Source organism: Peribacillus frigoritolerans (assembly GCF_001636405.1).
GTDB classification, from domain to species: Bacteria; Bacillota; Bacilli; order Bacillales; family DSM-1321; genus Peribacillus; species Peribacillus frigoritolerans.
This window is the reverse complement of record NZ_KV440950.1, coordinates 3,421,457-3,447,858: the sequence shown is the minus strand read 5'-3', so window position 1 is coordinate 3,447,858 and position 26,402 is coordinate 3,421,457. Positions and strand designations below refer to the sequence as shown.

Sequence of the window (26,402 nt, the reverse complement as noted above, 5' to 3'; positions counted from 1 at the left end):
TTCCACTTCGTAATAGGAGATGAATACTAATGATCGACCTTTCTCAAGCTACCCCGGCTGAGTTGCGTTCAATGATTCGAAACAACGAATTGATAAAGCCGACTGCTGGCATGGCTAACGGTTATGCACAAGCGAACTTAGCCATCTTAAAAAAAGAGCATGCTTTTGATTTCTTATTATTCTGTCAGCGTAACCCTAAATCCTGTCCATTGCTGGATGTTACGGAAATTGGTTCAGCCATTCCCGCATTTGCAGCAAAGTCTGGGGATATTCGCACCGATATTCCGAAATATAGGGTATATAAATATGGAGAATTAGTGGAAGAAGTAACGGATATCTCAAACTACTGGGAAGAGGATATGGTTGGATTTTTAATTGGGTGCAGCTTTACATTCGAACACGCCCTTTTAAACAATGATATATCGATTCGTCATATTGAAGAGGGATGCAATGTACCAATGTATAAAACCAATATCCCTTGTATTGAAGCAGGGATTTTTCATGGGAAAATGGTGGCTAGCATGAGGCCGATTCCACAAAAGGATGTGGTGAGGGCAGCTCAAGTGACATCGCGTTTTCCGGCCGTTCATGGCGCTCCAATCCATATTGGCGACCCTGAAGCGATTGGTGTTTCCCGCATTCAGCATCCGGATTTTGGTGATCCAGTAACGATTCGTGAAGGGGAAGTCCCGGTATTTTGGGCATGTGGTGTAACACCTCAATCCATTGCTATGGAAACTAAACCGGAGATCATGATCACGCATGCACCTGGACATATGTTCATAACAGACATTCGTGATGAAAAATTAGGAGTTTTATAACTGACAGAAAGAGATGATTCCTATGCCGGAAAAGCTTTTGAAAAAAACTGCATGTACACTTTCTCCATTAGGCGATTCCGCAATCGTGATAACATTCGGGAATGGAATGGAATACAGCGTTCACAAAAAAATAAAATTGTTAAAGGATTTGCTGGAAGATGAACCTTTTGCAGGGTTTATAGAATGTGTACCGGCTTATACCAATTTGACGGTTTTTTATGATCCACTCGTTATTTATAAGGAACAAAATAAAAGCAATGGTAATGAAACCACATCTCCCTTTGAAATGGTCCGTTCCATCTTGGAAATGAAATTACAGGATTTAAAAGAAGATAAGAAACTGATACATCGAACGGTTACCATTCCCGTTTGTTATGGGAATGAATATGGACCCGATTTGGAATATGTTGCACGCTATAATGATTTGACTACTGATGAAGTCATTCATATTCATTCAATCGGTGAGTATTTGGCTTATATGATCGGGTTCGCACCGGGTTTCCCGTTTCTTGGCGGACTTTCAGAGAACATCGCGACACCTAGGCGTTCCTCTCCCCGAATGACCATTCCGGCAGGGGCAGTAGGTATTGCCGGTATGCAAACGGGAGTATATCCCATATCAACGCCTGGTGGATGGCAATTGATCGGACAAACGCCAACCAAACTATTTTTACCGAATGTAAATCCTCCAAGTCTATTACAAGCAGGGGACATTGTGAAGTTCCATCCGATTACGGATCAAGAATATAAAGAAATGATTCTTAAGGAGGGGGTACAGTGAGCCTGCGCGTAATCAAACCGGGATTATTGACCAGTATACAGGATCTTGGAAGAAAGGGATTCAAGCAACATGGGGTGATTGTAAGCGGGGCGATGGATGCACATTCTTTACGAATTGCCAATATGTTGGTTGGCAATGAAGAAGGAGAAGCGGCCTTGGAAATTACATTAATGGGACCGACCATTAAAGTAGAGAAAAATTGCCTGATTTCGATAACAGGTGGAAATTTATCACCTACACTTGATAATAAGGTGGTACCGATGTGGAAGCCCATTCTTGTGAAAAATGGATCGATTCTTCGATTTGAAGGGTGTAAATCAGGTTGCAGGGCGTACTTAACTGTAGCGGGAGGCTTTGCTATTCCTGAAATTATGGAGAGTAAAAGCACATATCTAAGGGCTGGGATTGGCGGCTATATGGGGAGGGCATTAAAGGCTGGCGATGTCTTGGAGTTTAATGAACCATCGAAGAATCTTGATGATCGAACGTTTTTCAAAGGTTCATTTTCCTTCCCAAAGTGGTTTGTCAATGAGAAGGAGTTCATGCCAGGAGGAAAACCTCACATCCGTTTCATCGATGGAAGCCAATATGAATATTTCACAGATTCAAGTAAAGATAGTTTTGTAGAGAGGTTATTTAAAGTTTCCAATCAATCCGACCGCATGGGATATAGAATATCGGGCCCTGCACTGAAATTAAAGGATAATGGTGAGTTATTATCTGAAGCGGTTACAAATGGGTCCGTTCAGGTTCCTCCAGATGGAAATCCGATCATCCTCCTTTCAGATAGCCAAACAACGGGCGGATATCCTAAGATAGCTCAGGTGATTACGGCGGATTTACCAATTATCGCTCAGGTTAAACCAGGAGAATCGATTCAGTTCTTACGAGTGAATTTAAAGGAGGCTGAACGGCTGTTCCTTCAAAAAGAACGGCAATTGAATGAATTGAAAGTTTCAATTTCATTGGCCTTGAAAAAATGGCTGGATATATAATGCTTCTACAATTAATGCAAAAGACGAGAAAGTACTCTTAAAGGGTGCTTTCTTCAGACTGTAGACAAACTCGATGAAAATCGAGGTTGTCTACATTTTTTTATAGCTTGTACAATTTGACGTTGATTGGAACGTAAGGCTCGCTTTCCGCGGGCGGTCCGGGAGCCTTCTCGGCTTTCGCCTGCGGGGTATCCCCTGGACACGCTTTTCCCGCTGGAGTCTCGAACACCCGCTCCAATCAATTTTGTTTTACCTTTTAGATAGAACACTTTTGCCTAGAGTCTTTTTTGTTTTAAAATAGGTTTATTAAAACTTGAGGTGATGAGGATGCTTTCTAATCATGATTCTATTCAGCGAGATCAACTTGAAATGATTACTTTAGATCAACTGGTGCCACCGAACCATTTGGTTGGTAAAATGGAGGCTTCCTTGACTTCACTTTCATTTATGACTTGGTGAAAGATATGTATTCATTCAGAGGTAGGACGCCCAATTATTGATCCTGTTATTTTTCATTCATTATACCTTAGGTATTCGTTCTATGTGTAAAACGATTGAAGAAGCTGAAACACATATGGATTACCGTTGACCTTTTGTCTGCAAACTGGAGAAAGTACTCTTAAAGAGTGCTTTCTTTTTTGTTTCATTAAACAAAGTTCATGATAAAGAAGGTCCCTTTCTTCCACTATGTCCAATAATGTCTTCCAAAACCGGTTTGCAATTCGAAAGAGAGGAGAAGTTGACATGCATTTTTTCTCCAAAAAATCTTGAAACCCAACATCCTTATACGTACTTATTTACATTATTACCCCAATCCCAAATAAGAAGTTATGAAATTAGAGTGAAGGAAATACGGACTAATCACCATTCTGACGTCTGAATTTCTGTTTATTTTCAAAAGTTAAGGGGATTTTTCCAAAAGGATGGGGAAGTTCCCCGATATCGAACAATCAGGCAAGATCTTACAATAAGGGTATGGTAATTGTTTGTAATGAGGAGGAATAATAATGCAGGCAAAAGTCGCCGTAAATCAAAAAACAGGAAAATCGATTGATGATGCTTTTGCATCACATTTTGCAAAGTCTATGTTTCTAGCAGTTTGCGGACTTGTATTCTTATCGTTTATAGGTACGAGAATGTTTACACACGTGGATTTAAACCTTTATGGCTATATGGTGGGGACGTTTATTTTTATTGGGGGGTTTTTTTACAGATTTATCGCTTGGGGGGAAAGGCCGCCAACAAAGGTTTTTATAAAAAAAGGAATCAAAATTCTCTTAAGAAGATCAACGCCCAAAACAACAGTTGAACATTTAGCAACATACAATTTCATCTGGAACAGGGGAATTTACCGATGGACTCAGCACGTTCTTATGGGCTGGGGCTGCATTCTTTCCTGCTTCGTGACCTTTCCTCTAGTATTTGGATGGATGTACTTCACAATGGACGAGAACGGTTACTACAACATCATCGCAATGGGGATCCAAGTAATGACAGTGCCAGCTGATGGGCTCATTGCGAAGTTATCATATAACGCACTGAACATAACAGCAGTGATGGTCATTTCCGGAGTATGCATGGCCCTTTATCGCCGTTTGAAAAATATGCAGGCAAGGGCAGAGCAACAATTCATGTATGACTTCCTTCCATTATTCATGCTGTTATTGGTCAGCGTTACAGGATTGGCACTAACGTTCATGAACATTTTTATGCATGGTGCAGGACAGCCGGCCATGTCACTGATTCACCAATGGTCAGTCATCATTACATTGATTTATCTTCCGTTTGGAAAACTTGCGCACATACCTTTCCGCCCAATGAGTGTATTTGCAAGAAACTACAGAGAACATTATGCGGAACAATCCATGAAAGGATGCAAAGTATGCGGTAATGAGTTTGTTTCAACAGAACAATCAAAAGATGTCATAGAGGTACTCGGCAGGAATGATATAGAATTCCAAGCGAAAGAAGGCCACCATCTCGCTGAAATGTGCCTTCCTTGTCGAAGAAAATACAGGATTGCCCAATTTTCCGGGTTCCCCATCCATGAAGTAAAAGTTAAGGAGGCAAACCAGGATGCAAAAGGATAAGTTTTTTAAAGCAGAAAGTAATGTGGTACACCCGAATGAAACATTGGTCAAAACCCATTGTGCTTATTGCGGAATGCAGTGCGGAATGAATTTAAGGGTAAATGTAGCGACGAATAAAATCATTGGGGTTGAACCCCGTTATGACTGGCCTGTAACCGTAGGGAAAATGTGTCCAAAAGGGGTTACAGCTTACCAGCAGACGAATCATGATGATCGTATTTTAAAACCGCTTATTCGTGATGATGCTTCATTAAAGGGAACAAAGGAAGGTTTCCGTGAAGCAAGCTGGAATGAGGCGTATGATTTAATCGCAAATAAGTTCAGGGAACTTCAAGTTAAATATGGAAAAGATTCATTATCCGTTTTCAGCGGGGTATCAATGACAAATGAAAAATGCTATTTAACAGGGAAATTTGCACGTGTGGCTCTTGGAACTCGCTACATTGATTATAATGGCCGATTTTGCATGTCGAGTGCAGCCGGGGGATTCCTTCGTTCATTTGGAGTTGATAGAGGTTCAACATTACCTTGGACTGATATTCATGAAACAGATTGCTTATTTATTGCAGGAAGCAACACAGCAGAATGCCATCCAACTTCTATGTTCCGTGTTTGGAACGTACAAGAAAGAGGAGGGTACATTATCGTGGCAGATCCACGTGAAACTCCTATTGCGAGAAGAGCAGATGTTCATCTTGACTTGAAACCGGGAACGGATCTTGCCCTTGCTAATGGAATCTTAAATCTATTAATTCAAAACGGTTATGCAGACGAAGAATTCATTAATAATCATACGAACGGGTTTGAAGAAACAAAAGAACTTGTAAAAGAATTTACACCGGAATATACGAGTGAACTTACAGGTGTGGCATCGAAAAAAATCATTCGTGCAGCAGAAATTTATGGGAAATCACCAAATGCCGTTGTCATGTTCGCACGTGGAATCGAACAGCAGCATAAGGGAGTTGACAATGTATCTGGATATACAAACTTGGCGCTTGTGACAGGTAAAATCGGACGGCCAAAGTCTGGTGTAGCGACATTCACCGGTCAAGGAAACGGGCAAGGGGGACGGGAGCATGGCCAGAAAGCCGATTTATTGCCAGGATACCGTAAAATTACAAACCCTGAACATGTAGCAGAAGTTTGTAAAGTATGGAAAATCACTCCTGAAGAAATGCCCCAGCCGGGTGTATCTGCATATGAAATGTTTGAGTTGATGGAACAAAAAACGATTCGCGGACTGTATCTGCTATGTTCTAATCCTGCAGTATCTGCTCCGAATCTGAATTTCGTCAGAACTTCGATGAAAAATCTTGATTTTATGGTGTGTTCGGATTTCTATCTTTCTGAATCAGCGGAGTTTGCGGATGTGATCCTGCCATCTGTAACGTGGTCAGAAGATGAAGGAACAGTTACTAACCTTGAAGGAAGAATTATTAAGATAAATAAGGCACAAGAACCAATCGGTGAATCTAAGCCCGACTGGCAAATACAAGTAGAACTTGCAGAACGTCTTGGAAAAGGAAAATACTTCTCCCATTTGAAAACAGCAAAAGATGTGGCAGATGAATTCAGACTGGCCAGTAAAGGTGGAAATGCCGATTATTATGGTGCTACATGGGATAAGATCGACAAACAGGACGGAGTTTTTTGGCCTTGTAAGGATGAAAATGATATGGGAACACCGCATATGTTCCTGGATAAAAAATTCTATCACGCAGACGGGAAAGCGAAAATTTGTGCGCTTCCTTACCGTCCCCCTGCTGAAGAGCCAGATGAAAAATATCCACTTCGTTTAACAACCGGTCGTGTCGTTTACCACTACTTATCTGGAAACCAGACGAGAAGAATCCAGTTTCTGCGTGATATGTGCCCGGAGCCATACGTCGAAGTGCATCCGGAAACAGCAAAAAAATACAATATGGACCATGAGGATAAGGTCCGCCTGTACACCCGGAGAGGCGAGGCAATCTATAAAGTGAAAATTACAGAGGCAATTCGTAAGGACACTGTATTTGTTCCATACCACTTTGGGCACGAGCAATCTATCAACCTATTAACGATTGCAGCGCTTGACCCAATATCCCGTATGCCGGAGTTTAAGGTCTGTGCGGCTCAAATGGAAAAAGTCGAAATAAAGAAGGTGCAATAAATGAAAAAGAGGCTCTATTTAGAACTTGAAAACTGCATAGGATGCCGATCATGCCTTGCTGCTTGTACACAATGCGGAGGTCATGAAGAGCGGAACAGGAACTACGTTTATGATGTAAACCCTCTGGTCAATCGGCAGACGATGCCTCTTATGTGCCTCCATTGTGTGAATCCGGCCTGTGCAAGAAGTTGTCCTGCCCAGGCAATCCAAATACATGAGACAGGGGCCGTCTTATCAGCCCTGGTTGAAAAATGTATTGGCTGCCAAAACTGTACGATCGCTTGTCCGTATGGAATACCAAAATTTGACACAGAGCAAAACTTAATGTATAAATGCGATTTATGTATTGACCGGACAAAAAACGGTATCCCGCCAATGTGTGCAAGTGTTTGTCCATCCAACACACTTCAGTGGCTCACCGATGAGGAAATTGGAAATAGAAAAAAACAATTTAATCTAGATAATGGAAAATGGGTGAGTAGCCTGCCTTATCTTGAAAGTGAAACGAACGTTAAGGTAAATTTGCCTGGTATTTTACAAGGAATTGAAAAGCTATTTTAGGAGGGATTTATATGCCGTCGGATAAAAATAATAAAATCCCCTTTAATGAAGATAATTACACCCATAATATTGAACGGGATAATGAAAGAAAGCTCGACAGACGAGGGTTCATGAAAACACTAGTGGGAGCTGCAGGAGTATTCGCGATTTCATCCCTTCCTTGGGGAGCGATTGCGGCTAAAGAATTGATGGGTCTTGGGGAAAAGGAGTATCCTCACAAAAAAATAACTAATGTAAGCGGACTTCCAATTGGTGACGCAGTGGAGTTTAAATTTCCAGGGGATCATGATGATGCCATTTTGATCAGATTGTCTGAAACGAAATACGTAGCATACCAAAATGCATGCACACATCTTCGTTGCCCGGTATTTTGGGTGAAAGAAGAAGGTGAAATGATCTGTCCTTGCCATCATGGGAAATTTGATGTTGAAACAGGTGCTCCAACTGCCGGACCTCCAAGGAGGCCCCTGCCTGAAATTCAAGTGAAAGTTGAAAATGGCGCAGTATACGCTGTAAGGGTGAAGCGTTATGAAGTTTAAGTACATCGGTGTCGCGTTGCTTTGTGCTTTCTTGATGATGAATATTGTATTTACCCAATTTATGGTTCACCAATTTTATTATGAAAATTATATAAATGTATTAATATTTGGGGGATTAAACATAGTGGTGTTTCCCTTAGCGTTATTTACTTATAAAAAAACGAAAAACGAAAAGGCGTGAATCAAATGAACAGTGAAACATACTTTGATTTTTGTTTTGTAAAAGAAGCAACTGGAAATTTTGCTGCTGAAATCGATAAGCTCCTTTCAGACCTTTTTAAAGATGTCCGACTTAACTGGTATTTAGATGAAAAGTCAATAGATGGGGCCGATATTGTAGTTGCCGAAGTAAAGGGAATGAGCAATTGGGAGTCTGTAGTGGAAACAATTGAATTTATCGAGAATCATGCAGAAGATACATTCTGGGAATATTTGCAGGGTTTTCAAATGAATGTATACAGTGCAAAGAGAGGGTGCAATACATGTGGAACACATTAATTTGGACGGTTTACAATCATTAGTCTCGGAAAAAGCCAGAGTGGCAATCTTGGATGATGATGGGCAGGATAAAGCGCCTTTTGTTACTAAAACGATAGATAAGGTGGAGATTTGTCCTGACATGACCCATCTACGCATTTATTTTGATCGCCTGAATTTTTTCGCTGTTCCCCTGACATGCAATATGGCCCGAAATAAAAATGAGTGGTCAGCTTTTGACGCAAACACGGGTTTACAATATGTAATTAGAAGAGAGAGTGATCAGAATGATTAAGAAAATACAGCTTCCATTACAGACTTTAAACTTAATAGTCGGATTTATGGTATGGGTATTAATTTCTTCCCTGATGCCCTTTATTAAAGAAGATATTGCTATCCCGGAGAGTCAGCTTGCACTGGTGACAGCCGTTCCGGTCATTTTGGGATCTGTACTTCGTATCCCTCTTGGCTTTTACGCCAATCAATTCGGAGCCAGGAAAATTTTCCTGATTAGCTTTATGTTACTATTGTTCCCTGTTTATTATATCAGCATTGCCGATTCCCTTGTCGATTTGTTGATTGGAGGACTTTTCCTTGGTATTGGAGGAGCCGTATTCTCTGTTGGAGTAACCTCTTTACCTAAGTATTATCCAAAGGAACGTCATGGCTTTATAAATGGAATTTACGGTGCAGGAAACCTTGGCACGGCAGTATCGGCATTTGCAGCACCCGTTGTAGCTGAGAATTTTGGTTGGTCAACAACTGTACAGCTTTACCTTGTGATCTTGGCGGTCTTTATCGCAGGTAACTTTCTGTTAGGGGATAATAAAGAGCTGAAAGTAAAAACACCGCTTTTAGAACAAGTGAAGAGTGTCTACAAAAATGAAAAACTATGGCTGCTAAGTTTATTTTACTTTATAACATTCGGTTCTTTTGTTGCATTTACTATCTATCTGCCAAATTTTCTTGTAGCTAACTTTGGTTTGGATAAGGTTGATGCTGGTCTAAGGACAGCAGGCTTTATTGTTCTTGCTACCCTTATGAGACCAATTGGCGGATGGCTTGCAGATCGTTTTCATTCTCTCATTCTGCTCATGTTCGTTTTTGGAGTGTATACAGTTTCAGCGATGATCCTATCCTTTGCTCCATCAATTGGCTGGTACACTATTGGCTGTTTGAGTATTGCCCTATGTGCCGGAATGGGAAATGGTGTTATTTTTAAACTGGTGCCGATGTATTTTCAAAAGCAGGCTGGTATTGTGAATGGGATCGTTTCCGCTATGGGCGGTTTGGGAGGGTTTTTTCCGCCATTAATTTTATCCTTGTTATTCAATATCACAGGACATTATGCAATCGGGTTCATGGCGTTGTCGGAAGTTGCCCTTGCAAGTTTGATTTTAGTTGTTTGGATGTATTTCCAAGGCAAAATGGGGCTTGCCAAAGAAGTGATCGATCATACAATAGAAGGGATTCTAATTACCGATACCACCGGTAAGATCATTTCAGTAAACCCGTCGTTTTGCAGTATTACAGGTTATCAGGAAAATGAAGTAATTGGTAAGAACCCTAGTATACTTAAGTCGGGTAAACAGTCTCGAACTTTTTATGAGGATTTGTGGAAATCCATTGAGATAAATGGATTTTGGCAGGGTGAAATCTGGAATAGCCGAAAGGATGGACAGCAATATCTGCAATGGCTGACCATTAGTTCGATAAAGAATGATGCGGGGGAAGTCGTTCAATATGCAGGTATGTTTAGTGACATTTCAAGTCATAGAGTGAAAAAAGCATAAAATGAACTGCGCGCATGAAATGATTGGATTTGAAGGCTGAATTGGAGTTTTCAAGAACTAGAAGTTCTAATGCTAGGTTTCAGGTGGGAAAAAAGGTATACGTCAGCTTTCTCATTACTCTGCCGAAAGTGTAATTGGGGGAGCATGCCGCATTTTGAATGGCCAATAATCAGCGACAATTGAAAAAGGAGGGTGGGAATGAATACTCAGCCACTTAAAAACAACATCAGTTCTTATATCATACAAACACATGAAGAAGAGATTAAAAGAATTGCGATGGAGCTTCATGAAGGTGTGGGGCAGTCCCTTTCCAGTCTCTTTTCCGGAATGCAGCTCATTGAAACGGCAATTGAACAGCCTGCCATGAGAATTTATGCAGGTGATATGAAACAGCTATTGGAGAAGGCAATTCAAGAAATCAGGCTTTTGGCTGTAGAATTGCATCCTCCTACCCTTACGACTTTTGGGCTTATTTCAGCTATTAAAAGCTACATGAAAATATACACCTCAACCTATGGTATTGAGGTTGAGATGGAGAATCTGGGAATTGAATCGCAAATCTCTGATAGAGATAGCATTACACTTTTCAGGGTCTGCCAAGAAGCATTGGTGAATATAGCAAGGTATGCTGATACAACAAAAGCAAGTATACTATTCAAATGGGAAAAAAGCATGTTATTAATCATGATAAAAGATTCAGGGAAAGGATTTGAGGTTGAAGCCGCCATGAATAAGCTGAGCGGGCTTGCTGCCATGTGTGAAAGAATGCATTTGATTGGCGGGAATTGTACCATTTTTTCAAAAGAAGATCATGGGACTTCTATAGAGATTTCTCTGCCATTATATTAAAATGCTAAACAAGGGGTTTGCGAATTGTGCAATCCCCCTTGTTGTTTCATATAACGATACAAACACGAACAAAGCTAGGGGGAGCTGCTTTGATAAAAATTTTGCTTTGCGATGATCACGCCGTTGTAAGAATGGGCTTAAAGATGCTACTAAACAATCATCCTGATATGGAAGTCATTGGGGAAGCTTCAGAGGGGAATGAAGGAATACAACGAGCACTGGAGCTTCAGCCTAATGTGGTAGTCATGGATTTAAGCATGCCACATGGAAAAGATGGCTTATCGGCTACTTCAGAACTGAAGAAACTCATGCCCGAGGTAGCCATATTGATACTTACCATGCATGATGATGATGAATATTTGTTCAGAACCATTCAAGCCGGGGCTTCAGGCTGTATTTTAAAAAGTGCACCCCATGAAGAACTATTGGTAGCCATCCGATCTTTATCAAACGGAAATGCGTACCTCCATCCATCTGCAACAAAAAGGGTAATGGAAGAATATTTAGGCAGTGTGAAGCAGGGAACCGCTGATTCCATCAACCTGTTGTCTGACCGTGAAAAAGAGGTGCTTACGTTGATTGCGAAAGGGTTTTCCAATAAAGAAATTGCCGGACAGCTTGTCATAAGCGTGAAAACGGTTGAAAGCCATAAAGGAAACCTAATGGAAAAGCTCAAGATGAAAACAAGGCATGAACTTGTTGCATTCGCTTTAAAAAAGGGGTTATTAGGGTATGGAATTTAACTTGGACAGTAAATCGAAAGAGGAACAACCATTTAAAAAAGCGTGTGAATATGTATTAGATGAAATGAACGGTGATTTTGTAGGACTTGCCTTACAAAACAGAAAAGGTCCTGATATAAGCTGGCATTATGCCGCCGGCAACAGAAATGATAAGTACAAAAGGATAACTGTTCGATATGGAAAAGGAATTGCAGGCAGGGTCATATCAACGGGGACGCCGATGAAGATTGAGGGTTTCCCCAATAATATCCACGGCAAAGCTTTAGATTATCCCATCATGCTTGCGGAAAATCTCCGTTGCGCCTTCGCGGTTCCGATTCAATTTAAAGGTGTTCCCAAAGGGGTATTATTAGTAGGTAAACGGACAGTTCAGCCCATTTCTGAAAGTGACCAGCATAAGATCCTTGATGCAGCGAAAAAACTGGAAAAGGAATTGAACAGCTTAATTTAACATGGCAACAAGGAGGATTATGTATGGACTTGAATAAACATTTGGAAATGGAAAAAGGGGTTACGCCTGGATCCAGCGATGCGACAATCCTTGTCAATGAATCTGGAGTCATCTCTTTTGCGAATCAACAGGTATATGACCACTTTGGTTATGAACATCATGAATTGAACGGGGAAAAGCTTCTGAATCTTATACCAGGGGCAAACCTGCAACACAGCGGGGGAGGGGAGATTATCCACCAGTTGGGGATCCATCGGGAAGGTCATGCTTTTTCGCTTTTTTTCAGGGTGAACTCCTTTCAGCTTGCGAAAGAGCTTTATTACTTAATTGTAGTCCATAAAGTGAAAGACCAATCACGGATTAACCAGCAGCAATCCTATCCGATCAATGAACTGGTTGATTTAATTTATGCACTTGATGAATCAACGATTGTTGCATTCACTGATGTAAAGGGCAAGATAATAAACTTTAATAAGAAATTTTGTGAGGTATCCAAATATTCAGCAACAGAGCTTATCGGGAAGGACCACCGAATGATCAATTCAGGTTATCATTCAAAGGAATTTATGCAAGAGCTTTGGCGGACAATTTCATCAGGAAGAGTTTGGCGGGGTGAAATCAAGAATAAAGCGAAGGATGGAACTCATTATTGGGTCGATACCACAATTGTCCCTTTCTTAAATGAAAAAGGGAACCCATATAAATACCTGGCAATTCGCAAGGAAATTACCGAATATAAACGAGTTTTAGAGGAATTGGGGAAATTCGTAAATAAAATGGCCGATTTCCAATTTGCTTTGGATGCTTCCTCGATTGTAGCAATAACCGATCAAAGAGGGACGATTAAATATGTCAATGATCAATTTTGCCGGATTTCAAAGTTTTCAAAAGAAGAGCTGATCGGACAGGATCATCGAATCATTAACTCGGGATTTCATTCGAAAGAGTTTTTCAACAATCTTTGGAAAACAATATCATCAGGGGAAGTATGGAAAGGCGAGATTAAAAATAAGACCAAGGAGAATACTTATTATTGGGTGGATACGACAATCGTTCCATTTCTTGATGAGTTCCAGAAACCTTATCAATATTTAGCGATTCGTTATGAAGTGACCCAGCGTAAGCTTGCGGAAGAAGAGATTCAGAAAATGACCGGTAAAATCATTGATGTGCAGGAGGAAGAAAGAAAACGCATTTCCCGAGAGCTTCATGATGATATCGGACAAAACTTATACAGCCACCTCATAACGATTAACAGACTGCAGACAGAAATGGATCATCCCCTGTTAGATCAAATGCAAGATGAAGCGACCGAAATTATCGAATCACTCCGGCATCTATCCTGGGAATTAAGGCCATCGGTACTTGATGATCTTGGACTGTTCCCTGCCATACGCTCTTTAGTGGCGCAATTTTTAGAGCATCATCATATCAAGGTCCATTTTGAATGCTATTTGAACTGCCGCCTGAATGCAAACAAAGAAATTACCATTTACCGTATTATTCAAGAGGCATTAACAAATATTAGGAAATATGCCTATACCGAGGAAGCTACAGTGACGATCCAGGAAATAGAGGAAGAAGTTCGTGTAGAAATAGAAGATCAAGGAAAGGGCTTTGATATCGAAAAAGTTACCAGAGGAGTAGGCTTATTCAGTATGGAGGAAAGAGCCAGAGTTTGCGGCGGAAACCTTATCCTTCATTCTCGTGAAGGGAAAGGGACAAAAGTAATATTGAAAATGCCTTTGTAGTGGATGGATTTTCGTAATGATCAAGTAACTTAATCCGCTAAACGCTTCAGCATTTCACATTATTACTCGTTCCATGGGCTTCGGGATGATAAAATGATTCGATCAAATTTAAAAAAATGCCGGTAAATCAATTGAGAATACAGACAGAGCATTTCGAAAAACAATCAATACGGTTATTTTCATTACATCCTTTCTTCCATGTTTTATAATAGAATGATAGTTAAGGAAAACATGTATCATGAAAGGAGACATTGTATGCAGGCACATAACAAAACGGTCGTGAAATCCATGCAAATCCTAACCCTTTTCATAAATCACCCAAAACTGGCCTTTAATGAAATGATGGAACTTTCCAATTTGCCGAAAACGTCGTTACACCGTATGGTGGGATCTTTGGAGGAAATGGGGTTTTTGGCAAAGGACGGCGATGGCCGCTATTCACTTGGATTGATATTCCTGCAGTTTGGTCAACTGGTAGGGGAGCGTTTGGATATCAGGTCAATCGCCTATCCAATCATGAAAGACCTAAGGGATGATGTTGAAGAAGCAGTGAATTTAATTGTAAGGGATAAGGATGAAGCGATGTATATTGAAAAGGTGGACACCCTGCAGCCTGTTCGACTTTATACATCCATTGGAAGGCGTTCGCCATTGTACGCTGGCGATTCTCGAATCATCCTAGCGTTTTTGCCAGAAGAAGAGCGTGAAAATTATTTGGAAAACATCCAATTAAAACCAATCGCCATGGGAACGATTACGGATAAAACTAAACTCCGTCATGCAATGGATGAAGCGAGATCAAATGGATACACGATAACTTCATCAGAACTGGAGGATTATACAAAAGCGGTGAGTGCACCGATACTCAATGGTAAAGGTGAAATAGTAGCCGGTATTAGTGTCGCTGGGATTGAAGCAAGATTTCAGGAAGATCGCTTGCCTGAATTGATTGACAAAGTAACGAAAGCTGCCAAAGCCATTTCCGTGAAACTTGGTTCTCGAACACATTAATGAAAATAGAAAAATCATTTCATTTTCGGAATATATTTTTCTGAAATAAGATAACTTATTTAAGATAGTCGATTCCTGCATTCTACATATAGGAAGTAAAGCCACCGCTCATGGTGGTTTTTTGTCATGTTGGCATGCCCAGCTGAACCAAAACGAAAAGGTGAACCATTAGGGGTTCACCTTTCAGTTTGTAGACAAAAGGGGTTCGGAATTAAAAAATTCTGAACCCCTTTTGAAATTCCCTTTGAATTTTCGCCTAAAGTTAAGAGATTGGGGCTCTACGAGCCCACTATGTTAGGCCATTTTTGGACCTCGCCATGTCCAATTGGCCATCTTCTTTAAATTAATGGCAGCGAAAGTAAGCATCGCCTGCATCGACAACTTTTTAAGTCCCCTTAAAGTAGTCCAACGCATACCATGCTTTTCTTTTGCATCTGCGAATAACGCTCAATCGTTTCTTTACGTTTTGCACATATAGGTTTTACATCTTGATGATGACGCAGATGATCTGCTTCTTCCACATGTGTTTGCCAGATATGCCGTGTGTTACAACTTTTTGACAGTCTTTGCTTTCTGTACACCGAGATAAAAATGAGCATGTTGTACAAATTTGTTTTGGCGATTTGTACTCGCGATAGCCCTCTTTATTTGTTGTTGAGTACTTTAAAGTTTCGCCCGAAGGGCAAAGGTAACAATCAAAATGTTCATCGTATACATAGTCCTGTTTACGAAAAAATCCTTCTTTGGTGCGAGGGCGTGTATAAGGTAAAGCCGGTATGATTTCTTTGTTAAATAGGTAGCTTGTAATCGCTGGTGTTTTATAAGCTGCATCTGCGGCAACGGCTTCCGGTTTTCCAACTTTCTCATTCACTTGTTCAACTAGTGGCTCTAAGATCTGACTGTCATGTATATTTCCAGGTGTTACAATCGTTCCCAATACAAACCGTTGCGGTCTGCGGCCGCGTGGAACGAATACCGAAGGTATATTGAATGAAAGTCAGTTTAACTAAAATAACTGGATCAATACTTGGGCGTCCTACCTCTGAGTACATATCTTTCACCAAGTCATAAATGAAAGTGAAGTCAATGGCAGCCTCCATTTTACGAACCAAATGGTTCGGTGGCACCAGTTGATCTAAAGTAATCATTTCAAGTTGATCTCGCTGAATAGAATCATGTTTAGAAAGCATCCTCATCACCTCAAGTTTTAATACTTCAATTTTAAAACAAAAATGACTCCAGGCAAAAGTGTTCTATCTAAAAGGTAAGACAAAGTTGATTGGAACGGAAGGTACGAGACTCCTGCGGGAAAAGCGCGTCTAGGGGAGACCCCACAGGCGAAAGCCGAGGAGGCTCCCCGACCGCCCGCGGAAAGCGAGTGCCTGGAGTGGAAATCAACGTCTAAATTGTAAAGGCCATAAAAATAGACAAACTCGATTTTCATCGAGTTTGTCTACAGTCTGAAAGGTGAACCATTAGGGGTTCACCTTTTCCAATATCGTAATACTTTATCGCAAGATTGTTAGTCAGCCATTAAATACGCACAAAGTGTGATTGATTTAAATTTCTTGGCACCCCGATGTCAGCCATTGTAAGTAAACCTGGTTTACGGAGTGCATCAATTTGCTTAGCGGTATTGATGATCATTGCTGCGGTTGCAGTATCTCCAAAAATGCCGTTTGGAACAATCAACCTTTGGGTTTCGTTCCCCTCAATAACGATTTCATCTTCCTGTTTAATACCTGCAGACATCGTTAAATCCAAGGAAATTTCCTTTCCGTCCACAGTCTTGCCTGTGGAAATTTGATGGAGCCCCATAACATCCCCTCGTTTCAAGGTAGTTAGCGGAACGGTCATATTTTCGCTTGCAATCGTTGGTTCAATGGTATTGATAACATTTGAAAGTTTCCAATTCAGCCCATAAGCGATTAACCTTACAGACTCCTCAAGACCTACATGCCCAATTTCATTCCGTTGGGCCAAAAATTCAAACTCTTCTCTGGTCATCCCGATTCCGACCTTTTTTTGCAAAGGGAGGCGCCTTTTCGAAACATCAACTTTACGGATGACCTTAATTTGGTTAACAGTGGTCAATACTGTTGTAAAAGAAATGGCCATAGTATCCATGATATATCCTGGATTGATTCCGGTCCCGATGACACTAAGTCCTTTTGCTTTAGCATAATCATCTATTTCCTTTGAAAGTAAAGGGTAGCGATGCCAAGGGAAGGAAAGCTGTTCACAGGTGGAAACCACTGAAAAACCGTGATCTAGCAGCTCTTTGATTTGGGGCCATACTTGTTGTGCATTGGAACCGGTTGCATGTAGGGCGATAGGGTGGTCACCTTCAGTATTTACTTCCTGGATATGGGGAACTACACACTTGTTCGTTTCCTTTTCATTGATCAGGAAGCCAATATCCTTCCCTACCTTATCGGGGTCAATATCGACAACACCGATAATAGATTGAGGATTCGTTTGATAAGCACTGCGTAGAATTTCAATTCCGATGGGACCTAGCCCGAATACTGCGAATTCAGAATATTGGATAGTCATTCATCTCTCATCCTTTCAAATAACTTATAACAAAATGCTAACATTGAGTGATAAATAATAAAAATAGTTAATTTTTATATATTTATAATGAATCGTTATAAAAGGAAGACGGCAACCGAATGAGCGGAAGAAGAATCATTCTTCAATTTTGGGTTTACCTATCTAAGGAAACGTTGGTTGGCGGTTCACGAATTGTATGCCTTATTCACCTTAAGCTGCAGCATAAGTTGGGGTGATGGACAGAAAACCGTCATACTATTCCCGGTTAAAACCCTTCACTTGAACGGAACTAGACTACGAAGCGCTTCAGTCACATGATGGACATTTTATTGCTGCAAATCATGATGTTTCAAATAATTATGGAGATGCATTACCTAAGGTACGGGGATATGCAGAAACGTTAGCCGGTTTTATGTGATAGGTAAGGTATTGTTTCGGGTTGTTTCCATCGAAACTACACCTTATTTAGTTTTGTATATAAAACTACTTTTTTCTGCTGAAAAATATTATTCGGGATATTATTGACTATTAAGAAAATTCAATATAACATTAAATATCGGTAACGATGTTTTTTATATGAAACAAAAGTTGCTACTATCTTTTGAAAGGGGGAGTTGGTGAAGTTTGATAGCATGATAGCCATTTTGTATCGAAAATCATGAAAGCGCATTCAAACGAGCCTATTATAAGGGGGAAATAACATGTTACAAGGTCAAAAAAGATGGTTGTACATTGCGATTCCTATTTTTTTCTTCTGGTTTTTCGGTCAGATTGATAAAGTAGGTATCTCTGTTATCCAAACCGATCCGGGATTTTTAAGTGATCTTGGTCTGACTGGCCCGGATAAAAATGCAAAAATTGGCTTGATCTCCTTTATATTCATGATTTCATACTCCTGTTCCAACATTTTTTGGGGTGTTATTATCGACAAGTTAGGGGCGCGGAAAACAGCGGTTTTAGGTTTACTGGTATGGACTGCGACAATGGTCATGGGAGGACTGTCCACTTCATACGAAATGTTTTTAATTAGTAGGGTCATCCTCGGAATCGGGGAAGGCATGATGATCCCGATATCGGGTAAATTCATATCGAATTGGTTTAATAAAAGAGAGCTTGGCAGGGCACAGTCATTCTGGATTACTGGAAACTACCTTGGCCCGGCAGTGGGTACCGTTATGCTCATCCTCATTATTTCAACATTTCATTGGCAGGCCGCGTTCTTTGCTCTCGCCGCCTTTAACTTGTTTATAAATATTCCAATGTTCCTGTATTTAGCTCGTAATACGCCAGAAGAACATCCACGCATGAGTAAAGAGGAAATCTCCTATATTCGCCAAAAGGACGAAGCGCATGGTGTGCAGTTGAAGCAATTCTTTGCAAAGGATTATCGTTATTGGATTGTCTGGTTTGGCAATTTGATGTCGTCCTTTCTGTTCTTTGGAATCAGTATTTGGCTTCCTACCTATCTCGTGGAGGCCAAAGGCTTTGAAAGAGATGCAATGACTGGGATTACCTCATTATCATGGCTATTCGCGCTAGGATTTGTCCTGGCTGGCGGATTTCTGGCGGACAAAACGAAACGCCCGAGCTTGCTTGCGACGATTCTTTTCATACTAACAGCTGTATTTTTGACAATCGCGGTCCTAGCACCTAGTCCCATTATGGCCGGGGTTTCAATGGGGCTCGCCATGGGAACTCAGGGAGGAATGTTTCATCTAACCAATTTCTTCATCATCAAATTTTCAACACCTGAAACAGCGGGACGCGCGGCCGGTTTAATGGGATTCACGAATATTATGGGTGGATTTTCAAGCTATATCATGGGGTGGAGCCGCGATATGTCTGGCGGTGATTTTGGTCCCTCCATTGCCATGCTGATAGTAGCAGCCACTCTGGGGTTTGTCGCGTACTTGTTTATGATTAAACAAGAAGTTGCCGAAAATCACCTAAGTAATACAACAGGAAACAAAGTAACTTTATAGAGAGCAAAAAAAGTAATATCATACGTTTTTTAGAAAGGGTCTCTCAGTAAGAAGGGACGCTAGATTCTTACTGAGAACCACAATAAATCTTGAATACTAATTGACGTGTACACAGGTATAAGGATGACACAGCTTGATATAGTACAAGGCACATATTCCCGAACGATGGTTTCAGTTTTTTTACAGCTTACATTGACAATGAAGCGATTACATTTTAGAATTGTTTATATAAAAAAACATAGTTTTATATATAAAACATTTATTGGGGTTATGTCCTCGCTACAAGACCGTATATTTGAACTGTAACCGATCTTTGGATAACCGTTCATTATGTTTGAAAGATATCAGAAGGGGTGGAGACAATGGGCATGGCCTTAAAAGATAAAGTCGTTTTGATTACAGGGGGAGCTTCTGGAATAGGAGAAGCTGTCACACGCCGTTTTATACAAGAAGGAGCAAAAGTGAGCATTATCGGCCGCTCTAAAGAGACATTAGCGAAAATGAAAGGAGAATTTGGTGAAAACATCCTTACTTATCAGGGAGATGTAAGCAAATACGAAGACAATGAGCAAGCGGTCCAAGCTACTGTTGAGCAATTCGGAAAGTTAGATGTCTTCGTTGCGAATGCAGGCGTGTTCGATGGATTTGCCAAATTTGCCGATGTGACTCCCGAGGCGCTTTCCGAAGCGTATGATTTTCTATTCAATATTAACGTAAAAGGCTCTTTTTTCGGAGCTAAAGCTGCTCTTGAAGAACTGAAAAAAACGAATGGCAATATTATTTTTACCGTGTCCGGTGCAAGTTTTTATCCAGATGGCGGCGGTGTTTGGTATACAGCGAGCAAACACGCCCAAATTGGATTGATGCGCCAGCTTGCGTTCGAACTATCGCCTTCCATCCGGGTAAATGCCGTAGCCCCAGGGGGTACATTGACAGCACTCACGGTGATTCCACCGCTGCGTCCATTTGTGAAAATCGTCGATAATGATACGAAAGCAAGCAGCATTAAAAAACGGAATATTCTTCAACTTGCCCAGATGCCGGAAGATCACGTTGCGGCATATGTACTGTTGGCTTCTGACGAATCACGAGCAATCACCGGTGAAGTCATTTCCAGCGACGGCGGATTGTCAGTGCGGGGCCTTGGCTAAGCTGGAGAGGATTTGAATACGTTAGCTGAATTGTAAGTCGGGAAAGGAAGCACTTTCTTTATAGAGTTCCAAGCAAAATATAAAAATAGTAAATCATTCTCTAATTTAAGAAAGTTATATCAAGTTTGGGGGCTTTAAGAGTTAGAGATTAAGGGGACTGATCGTATGCCATTCGTAAAAGTAGAAGATTTAAGCATTCATTATGAAATAGAAGGTAAGGGAGAACCTCTAATATTATTACATGGTATGAGCAATAATTCACAGTCATGGAAGGAACAAATCCAGGAATTAAAGGAGCATTATACAGTAATCGCATGGGATGCTCCGGGTTATGGGAAAAGCTCAGATCCAGCAGAAGAATATAGACACTTTAAAGAGTTCGCACGTATTCTGAACGGCATGCTAGATCAGCTAAAGCTGGAAAAAATCCATCTTCTCGGCCATTCAATGGGAGCGGCAATTGCGATAGAGTACTGTAGCCTGTACCCTAATAAGGTTAATAAACTCATATTAGCAGATTCGACAAGGGGGGCTGCTGCTCTATCACCAGAAGAGAACGAGACGAAATTGAAAAATCGATTATTTTCAATTGAAAACCTTTCTACTAAGGAGATAGCGGAAAAGAGGATACAAGCACTGCTATCTCCCCATGCTTCAGAAAATGTCCATACACGAGTCAAAGAGATTATGACACAGATAAGACCCGCAGGATATCGTTCGGTAGCATATTCACTTTATCATCTAAATCAAATGAGTATGTTATCTCATATAGCTGTTCCTGTTCTTGTGATTTGTGGTGAGTTGGATACTGTAACTCCCATTAAGGAATCAGAAGCCATTCATGAAAAGCTAATAAACTCCCGGCTAGTGATTATTCCAGATGGCGGTCATTTGTGTTACCAGGAAAATCCAAGGGAGTTTAATTCGAGCATTTTGGAATTTTTGAAAGGTACTGAGTAGGAAAAGGCTTCTACAAATACTTTAGTAAAACCAGGCCTATATTAGAGAGAGGAATGAATAGGAAAAATGGCTAATTACACAATCGTTGATAAAGAAACGTGTATTGCTTGCGGAGCTTGTGGTGCTTCAGCTCCGGATATTTATGATTATGATGAAGAAGGGATTGCGTTCGTTATATTGGATAATAATGTTGGGGCAGCGATTATACCTGATGAACTCGAGGAAGATATGATAGATGCTTCAGAAGGATGTCCAACAGATTCTATAAAAGTGGCTCAAACATCCTTTGATGGTAACCCTAATAAATTTGAATAATAATTTCAGGTGCGTTTGTGACCAGTAGCTTTATAGATTTTTAATGTGGTGACATATCCAGATTGTCTTTGAAAGGGTGGATATTCAATTGCTTTTATCCATCATTTCTGAAACAAAGGAAAAGGAAGAATTACTTGTGGAAACATACAAGTTTATCCCTTACAACCAGTAAATCATGTTCAGTATGAACAACCAACCTAGAAGAACAAGGAGTGATTGCATTGACAGAAGAAAAGAAGGTCTATGACATAACTATTATTGGCGGCGGCCCAGTTGGCTTGTTTACTGCATTCTATGGCGGAATGAGGCAAGCGAAGGTGAAAATCCTCGAAAGTCTTCCTCAACTGGGTGGACAGCTTTCGGCTCTTTATCCCGAAAAATTCATTTATGATATAGCTGGTTTTCCAAAAGTAAGGGCGCAGGAATTGATAGAAAATTTAATAGAACAAATGAAAGTATTCGAACCAACAATTTGTCTTGAAGAAGCAGTTGAACAAATGGAAAAGCAAGCAGACGGAACATTTAAGATCACTACAAACCTCGATACTCATTTCTCTAAATCAGTGATCATTACTGCTGGAAATGGAGCCTTTCAGCCTCGTAAACTAGAATTGGAAGATTCAACGCAGTTCGAGGATAAGAATTTGCATTATTTCGTGAATGATATGAATCGATTTAAAGGAAGAAAAGTGGCGATTCTAGGCGGTGGGGATTCTGCTGTTGATTGGGCCCTTATGTTAGAGCCGATTGCTGAAAAGGTAACATTGATACACAGAAGAGATAAATTCCGTGCTCATGAGCATAGTGTAGAAAAGTTAGTGAATTCCTCTGTTGAGGTCAAAACACCTTATATTCCCTCCGAATTGGTAGGAACAGATCACATTACGCAAATAGTTTTAGAACACACTAAGACTCAACAAAAAGAAGTGGTTGACGTAGATGATTTAATTATTAATTACGGCTTTGTCTCTTCTCTGGGAGCGATTAAAGAATGGGGTCTAAACATCAATAAAAATGCAATTATCGTTAATTCCAAGCAAGAAACAAATATTTCAGGCATATACGCAGCCGGGGATATTTGTACGTATGATGGAAAGGTTAAATTAATTGCTTCCGGATTCGGTGAAGGTCCTACGGCAGTTAATAATGCCAAAGCCTATATTGATCCTTTGGCGAAAGTTCAGCCGCTGCATAGTACTTCATTATTTGGATGACCTCTTTCTAACAACAAGACTTTTCTGAAGACTAAAGTACATAGGCTGGGTCCCTGAGATAAAAGTGATGGATAACGGGTCTCGATTTTCCTGGTATAAATCAAAAAAAGTTAAGTTTGATATATTCGAGGCTTTACATGTTTTGTTACTTAAAAAGGGAACAGGTTAATATGACTGTTATAATTAAAAGTCGAATTCCTCCACAGTTAGGAATTCGACTTTTTAGATTGGTTTAAGTATCGCCCCTATAGCGATTTTTCACAATATTAATGCGAGACGTGAAAATTTTTCGAAATCTGGTATCCTGTCTAAACTCATTCAAATGTCCCTTTTATCAACGGAATACCCTTATCTACCATAACTTGTCCTTTTGCCATTACAGTGACAATTGCAAAAGTTTCCTTTTGCAATAGCACAATATCAGCATCATTGCCGGTTTGGATACTGCCCTTGGTTGATAGTTTCAGCACTTGTGCGGGATTTGTGGTGATGACCTTCAGTGCCGTTTCAAGTGGGATTCCTTCTTCTAAAACAGAATCACGCACTTCGTGATATAGCGAAGATACTTTTCCTACTTGAAGGCCTGCATACTCCCCATGGTTGTTGAAAAATGGAAGACTTGCCTGGCCATCTGAGGAGAAGGTGATTTGTTCTACCGGAATTCCCTCTTCCAGCATTATGCGCAAGGCAATGCTGCATTTTACTTCGCCATCATCCAGAAACTGAGGAATGGTGCTTGTTGTAAAGTCTACGAACCCGCCCCGTTTTGCGTAATTGATTCCCGCCTTGAATAATTTTTCATTTCGGTTGATATGTGTCGGATGGAGCTGCCGAATCGGAATGTTGGTTTTATCAGCGATTGCATGTAACAACGAGAGCTCGCCATCACCGTCTCCTACATGAACTTCTAATATACCTGCTTTTCCTGACAGAATACCCCCGTTACGTGCGGCTGCGACGATTTTGGTCAATTCCTCAAAAGTGGGCTCTGATGATCTATGGTCGGAGATGGCAATTTCCCCGACACCGATGATTTTGTCAATGAAAATAAGGTCATCTTCAATTTTTCCTGTCAATGTTTTTACTGGCACTTGGTAGGAGCCTGTATGAATGAAACAGGAAATACCCTCTTCTTCAAGTGCCCGGGCCTTGGCAATCAGGCTTTCCATTCTACGCGTAGTTCCGTCCGTACCAAGCAATCCGACAAGCGTTGTAATACCTGAAGTCGTAATGTCCGTAAGCATCAGCTCAGGGGTGTGGGTTTTGAATCCTCCCTCACCGCCTCCGCCAATAATATGAACATGTGAATCTATGAAACCTGGAACAACTAAAAGATTGGTCGCATCAATGATATGAATAGGAGCAAAGTTGTCAGGAATCTCGATTCTGTCATCTATGAATGCAATTTTTTCATCTGTAATCAAAATGTCTTTCCGTCCTAAGTAATTGGGTGAGTATATCTCGCCATTTTTAATTAAAGTAAGCAATGCGTTTTTCCTCCTGTAATGAATTAGTGATTTTTATCAAAATGGACCATATCCGATGAAGTGAGCCGTTATGACGGCTATTAATCCAATGAGATATTGAATAAGTACCAGCGGCAGAATCCACTTCGCCCATTTTGTCCAAGGTATGCCTGCAATGGCCAAGCCCGCCATTAAGGTAGTAGCGGTTGGGAAAATCATATTTCCGATTCCGTCCGCAAAAGAGAAAGTCAACACCGCAGTTTGGCGTGTAATATCCAATAAGTCTGCGAGCGGAATCATAATTGGCATGGTCAACATCGCATGACCGGTTCCGGATGCTAGAATAAAATGAATAAGAGTTTGGAAGCTGTACATGCCGGCAACACTTAAATAGGCAGGAATATGCTGGATAGCTTCAGATACTTGATGCAGCATAGGGTCGACGATATGCCCATCATTCAATACAACAAGAATGGCGCGTGATACGCCAATAATCAAAGCACCGCCTAGCAAGGCGGCAGATCCATTGGTAAAGGAGTTGACAATTTGATCCGCGGACAATTTACCGAATATTCCAATTACGATTGTCAAAACAATGAATAAGGCTGTAATTTCTGTAATGTACCATTGGAATTTGATGACACCAAATGCCAACACGATATAGTTAATTAAAAAAGAGATTAAGATGAATTTATGTCTTGCAGTTAATTTCGCACTTGATTGGAGCAGTTTTTTTGCTTCTTCCTTTGTGTATTTTCCGTAGATTCCTATAGAAGGATTTTTCTTGACCTTCATAGCATAACGATAGATATAAAGAACGGAAACAAGGTAGACGATAATAAATAAGATAAGGCGTAACCCTATTCCTGAGAACATCGGCAATTCAGCAATTCCTTGTGCCAGTCCTACAGTGAAGGGATTCATGATAGCAGTCGTGAACCCTGACAATGCCCCTACTATGACGATGGCAGTACCTGTAATTGTATCGAATCCCAGGGCCAACGCCAGCGGAATGATAAGAGGAAGGTAAGCTAGTGTTTCTTCTGCCATTCCCATTAAGGAGCCTCCTACAGCAAAAAACAGCATCACGACAGGAATTAATAGCTTTTCACGTGTCGCCAACCTCCGAGCCATTGTGGCGATGAGCACATCAACCGTCCCTGTAGCTCTTAAAACACCGAAAAACCCTCCAATAATCAATAAGAAAAAGATAATATTGCCAGCTTCAACCATCCCTGTGTGAATAGCTTTTATCATATCGAACAATTCCACCGGTGCAGATTCTATCCATTTGAAAGAATTGGCGTCAACAGTAGTCCGTCCATCTGCTTCTATCCGTGTATATTCCCCGGCAGGCAAAATGTAAGTAAATAGAGTTGCTATTGCGAGAATGCAGAGCAGCAATACAAAAACATTGATTTTTCTCTCTTTTTCTCCCGCTGTTTCAAGCGAAACAGCCTTCTCTTCTACCTGGCTCATAAGTGTCTCTCCTTTGTATTTAAAATAAGTACATGGAACTAATACGCTAACAAAAATTTTCCAGCCTATCGACTATCATCTGTTTTTCTAGTATTCTGCTGTTTCCCTCCTTTTCAAATCCATGGGCACGTCAACTCAATCACGACAACTCAATATATAAGCAAATTCTGTGCCAATATGGGGTAATTGATTTTAATGAGAACTTATCGGGTGGATTGAAGTTAAAGGTCATTATTGGTTCTTTTTGGTGATATAATAAAAC

Annotated in this window: 23 protein-coding genes and 1 pseudogene; 20 read left to right on the top strand and 4 right to left on the bottom strand. The window is 40.6% G+C overall.

Annotated features, from left to right (window positions below; all coding sequences use genetic code 11):
- Positions 1–29: 29 nt before the first annotated feature.
- The 15 genes from A6755_RS16455 (at position 30) to A6755_RS16380 (ending at position 15,017) form a co-directional block, all read left to right on the top strand.
- The gene (locus A6755_RS16455) at positions 30–821 is read left to right on the top strand and encodes a putative hydro-lyase (RefSeq protein ID WP_063591348.1); all 792 of its coding nucleotides are present in this window, start codon (positions 30–32) and stop codon (positions 819–821) included.
- 22 nt (positions 822–843) lie between these two features.
- Positions 844–1,602 (top strand): 5-oxoprolinase subunit PxpB, encoded by a 759-nt coding sequence (gene pxpB / locus A6755_RS16450; RefSeq protein WP_134402152.1) that lies wholly within the window; start codon positions 844–846, stop codon positions 1,600–1,602.
- Entirely contained in the window at positions 1,599–2,597 is a 999-nt protein-coding gene (locus tag A6755_RS16445) for a 5-oxoprolinase subunit C family protein (protein WP_063591346.1), read from the top strand. The genes pxpB and A6755_RS16445 overlap by 4 nt, the downstream gene beginning before the upstream one ends.
- A 1,007-nt stretch (positions 2,598–3,604) precedes the next feature.
- The gene (locus A6755_RS16440; protein ID WP_063591345.1) at positions 3,605–4,687 is read left to right on the top strand and encodes a hypothetical protein; all 1,083 of its coding nucleotides are present in this window, start codon (positions 3,605–3,607) and stop codon (positions 4,685–4,687) included.
- A complete protein-coding gene (locus tag A6755_RS16435; protein WP_063591344.1) occupies positions 4,674–6,842 on the top strand; it encodes a molybdopterin oxidoreductase family protein in 2,169 nt (722 codons plus the stop codon). Before A6755_RS16440 ends, A6755_RS16435 begins: the two co-directional genes overlap by 14 nt.
- A complete protein-coding gene (locus tag A6755_RS16430; protein ID WP_034312626.1) occupies positions 6,843–7,403 on the top strand; it encodes a 4Fe-4S dicluster domain-containing protein in 561 nt (186 codons plus the stop codon).
- Between the two features lie 11 nt (positions 7,404–7,414).
- The gene (locus A6755_RS16425; RefSeq protein ID WP_034312622.1) at positions 7,415–7,942 is read left to right on the top strand and encodes a Rieske (2Fe-2S) protein; all 528 of its coding nucleotides are present in this window, start codon (positions 7,415–7,417) and stop codon (positions 7,940–7,942) included.
- A gap of 186 nt (positions 7,943–8,128) precedes the next feature.
- Positions 8,129–8,440, top strand: coding sequence for a hypothetical protein (locus A6755_RS16415; RefSeq protein WP_054396283.1), 312 nt, complete (start codon positions 8,129–8,131; stop codon positions 8,438–8,440).
- Positions 8,427–8,714: a hypothetical protein gene (locus tag A6755_RS16410; RefSeq protein ID WP_034312614.1), complete on the top strand. Its 288-nt coding sequence runs from the start codon at positions 8,427–8,429 to the stop codon at positions 8,712–8,714. Before A6755_RS16415 ends, A6755_RS16410 begins: the two co-directional genes overlap by 14 nt.
- Positions 8,707–10,212: a nitrate/nitrite transporter gene (locus tag A6755_RS16405; protein ID WP_063591343.1), complete on the top strand. Its 1,506-nt coding sequence runs from the start codon at positions 8,707–8,709 to the stop codon at positions 10,210–10,212. Before A6755_RS16410 ends, A6755_RS16405 begins: the two co-directional genes overlap by 8 nt.
- A 198-nt stretch (positions 10,213–10,410) precedes the next feature.
- Positions 10,411–11,061 (top strand): sensor histidine kinase, encoded by a 651-nt coding sequence (locus A6755_RS16400; RefSeq protein ID WP_063591342.1) that lies wholly within the window; start codon positions 10,411–10,413, stop codon positions 11,059–11,061.
- 89 nt (positions 11,062–11,150) lie between these two features.
- Positions 11,151–11,804, top strand: a complete 654-nt coding sequence (locus tag A6755_RS16395; protein WP_034312606.1) for a response regulator transcription factor — start codon at positions 11,151–11,153, stop codon at positions 11,802–11,804.
- Positions 11,794–12,255 carry a GAF domain-containing protein gene (locus A6755_RS16390; protein WP_034312603.1) on the top strand — a complete coding sequence of 154 codons (462 nt, stop codon included), beginning with the start codon at positions 11,794–11,796 and terminating at the stop codon, positions 12,253–12,255. The genes A6755_RS16395 and A6755_RS16390 overlap by 11 nt, the downstream gene beginning before the upstream one ends.
- A 23-nt stretch (positions 12,256–12,278) precedes the next feature.
- Positions 12,279–14,006: a sensor histidine kinase gene (locus tag A6755_RS16385; protein WP_063591341.1), complete on the top strand. Its 1,728-nt coding sequence runs from the start codon at positions 12,279–12,281 to the stop codon at positions 14,004–14,006.
- A 255-nt stretch (positions 14,007–14,261) separates the two neighbouring features.
- Positions 14,262–15,017, top strand: coding sequence for an IclR family transcriptional regulator (locus A6755_RS16380; RefSeq protein WP_063591340.1), 756 nt, complete (start codon positions 14,262–14,264; stop codon positions 15,015–15,017).
- Between the two features lie 294 nt (positions 15,018–15,311).
- Here A6755_RS16380 and A6755_RS26730 read toward each other — a convergent pair.
- Together A6755_RS26730 and A6755_RS16370 are read right to left on the bottom strand one after the other, a co-directional pair.
- Positions 15,312–16,207 (bottom strand): annotated as a pseudogene (locus A6755_RS26730) (transposase).
- A gap of 343 nt (positions 16,208–16,550) precedes the next feature.
- Positions 16,551–17,573, bottom strand: a complete 1,023-nt coding sequence (locus A6755_RS16370) for an NAD(P)H-dependent amine dehydrogenase family protein (RefSeq protein ID WP_063591339.1) — start codon at positions 17,571–17,573, stop codon at positions 16,551–16,553.
- Between the two features lie 701 nt (positions 17,574–18,274).
- Between A6755_RS16370 and A6755_RS16365 the strand changes: the two genes are divergently transcribed.
- From A6755_RS16365 to A6755_RS16345, 5 genes are all read left to right on the top strand, one after another.
- The gene (locus A6755_RS16365; protein ID WP_063591338.1) at positions 18,275–19,555 is read left to right on the top strand and encodes an MFS transporter; all 1,281 of its coding nucleotides are present in this window, start codon (positions 18,275–18,277) and stop codon (positions 19,553–19,555) included.
- A gap of 362 nt (positions 19,556–19,917) precedes the next feature.
- Positions 19,918–20,706 carry an SDR family NAD(P)-dependent oxidoreductase gene (locus tag A6755_RS16360; RefSeq protein WP_244889683.1) on the top strand — a complete coding sequence of 263 codons (789 nt, stop codon included), beginning with the start codon at positions 19,918–19,920 and terminating at the stop codon, positions 20,704–20,706.
- A gap of 165 nt (positions 20,707–20,871) precedes the next feature.
- Positions 20,872–21,666 carry an alpha/beta fold hydrolase gene (locus A6755_RS16355; protein WP_063591337.1) on the top strand — a complete coding sequence of 265 codons (795 nt, stop codon included), beginning with the start codon at positions 20,872–20,874 and terminating at the stop codon, positions 21,664–21,666.
- Positions 21,667–21,732: 66 nt separating this feature from the next.
- Entirely contained in the window at positions 21,733–21,981 is a 249-nt protein-coding gene (locus A6755_RS16350) for a ferredoxin (RefSeq protein ID WP_034312590.1), read from the top strand.
- Positions 21,982–22,202: 221 nt separating this feature from the next.
- Positions 22,203–23,195, top strand: coding sequence for an NAD(P)/FAD-dependent oxidoreductase (locus tag A6755_RS16345; RefSeq protein ID WP_034312587.1), 993 nt, complete (start codon positions 22,203–22,205; stop codon positions 23,193–23,195).
- Between the two features lie 314 nt (positions 23,196–23,509).
- Here the strand turns inward: A6755_RS16345 and iadA are convergent, their stop codons facing one another.
- Together iadA and A6755_RS16335 are read right to left on the bottom strand one after the other, a co-directional pair.
- Positions 23,510–24,682 carry a beta-aspartyl-peptidase gene (gene iadA / locus A6755_RS16340; RefSeq protein ID WP_063591336.1) on the bottom strand — a complete coding sequence of 391 codons (1,173 nt, stop codon included), beginning with the start codon at positions 24,680–24,682 and terminating at the stop codon, positions 23,510–23,512.
- 36 nt (positions 24,683–24,718) lie between these two features.
- Positions 24,719–26,140, bottom strand: coding sequence for a YfcC family protein (locus A6755_RS16335; protein WP_034312582.1), 1,422 nt, complete (start codon positions 26,138–26,140; stop codon positions 24,719–24,721).
- Between the last annotated feature and the right edge of the window lie 262 nt (positions 26,141–26,402).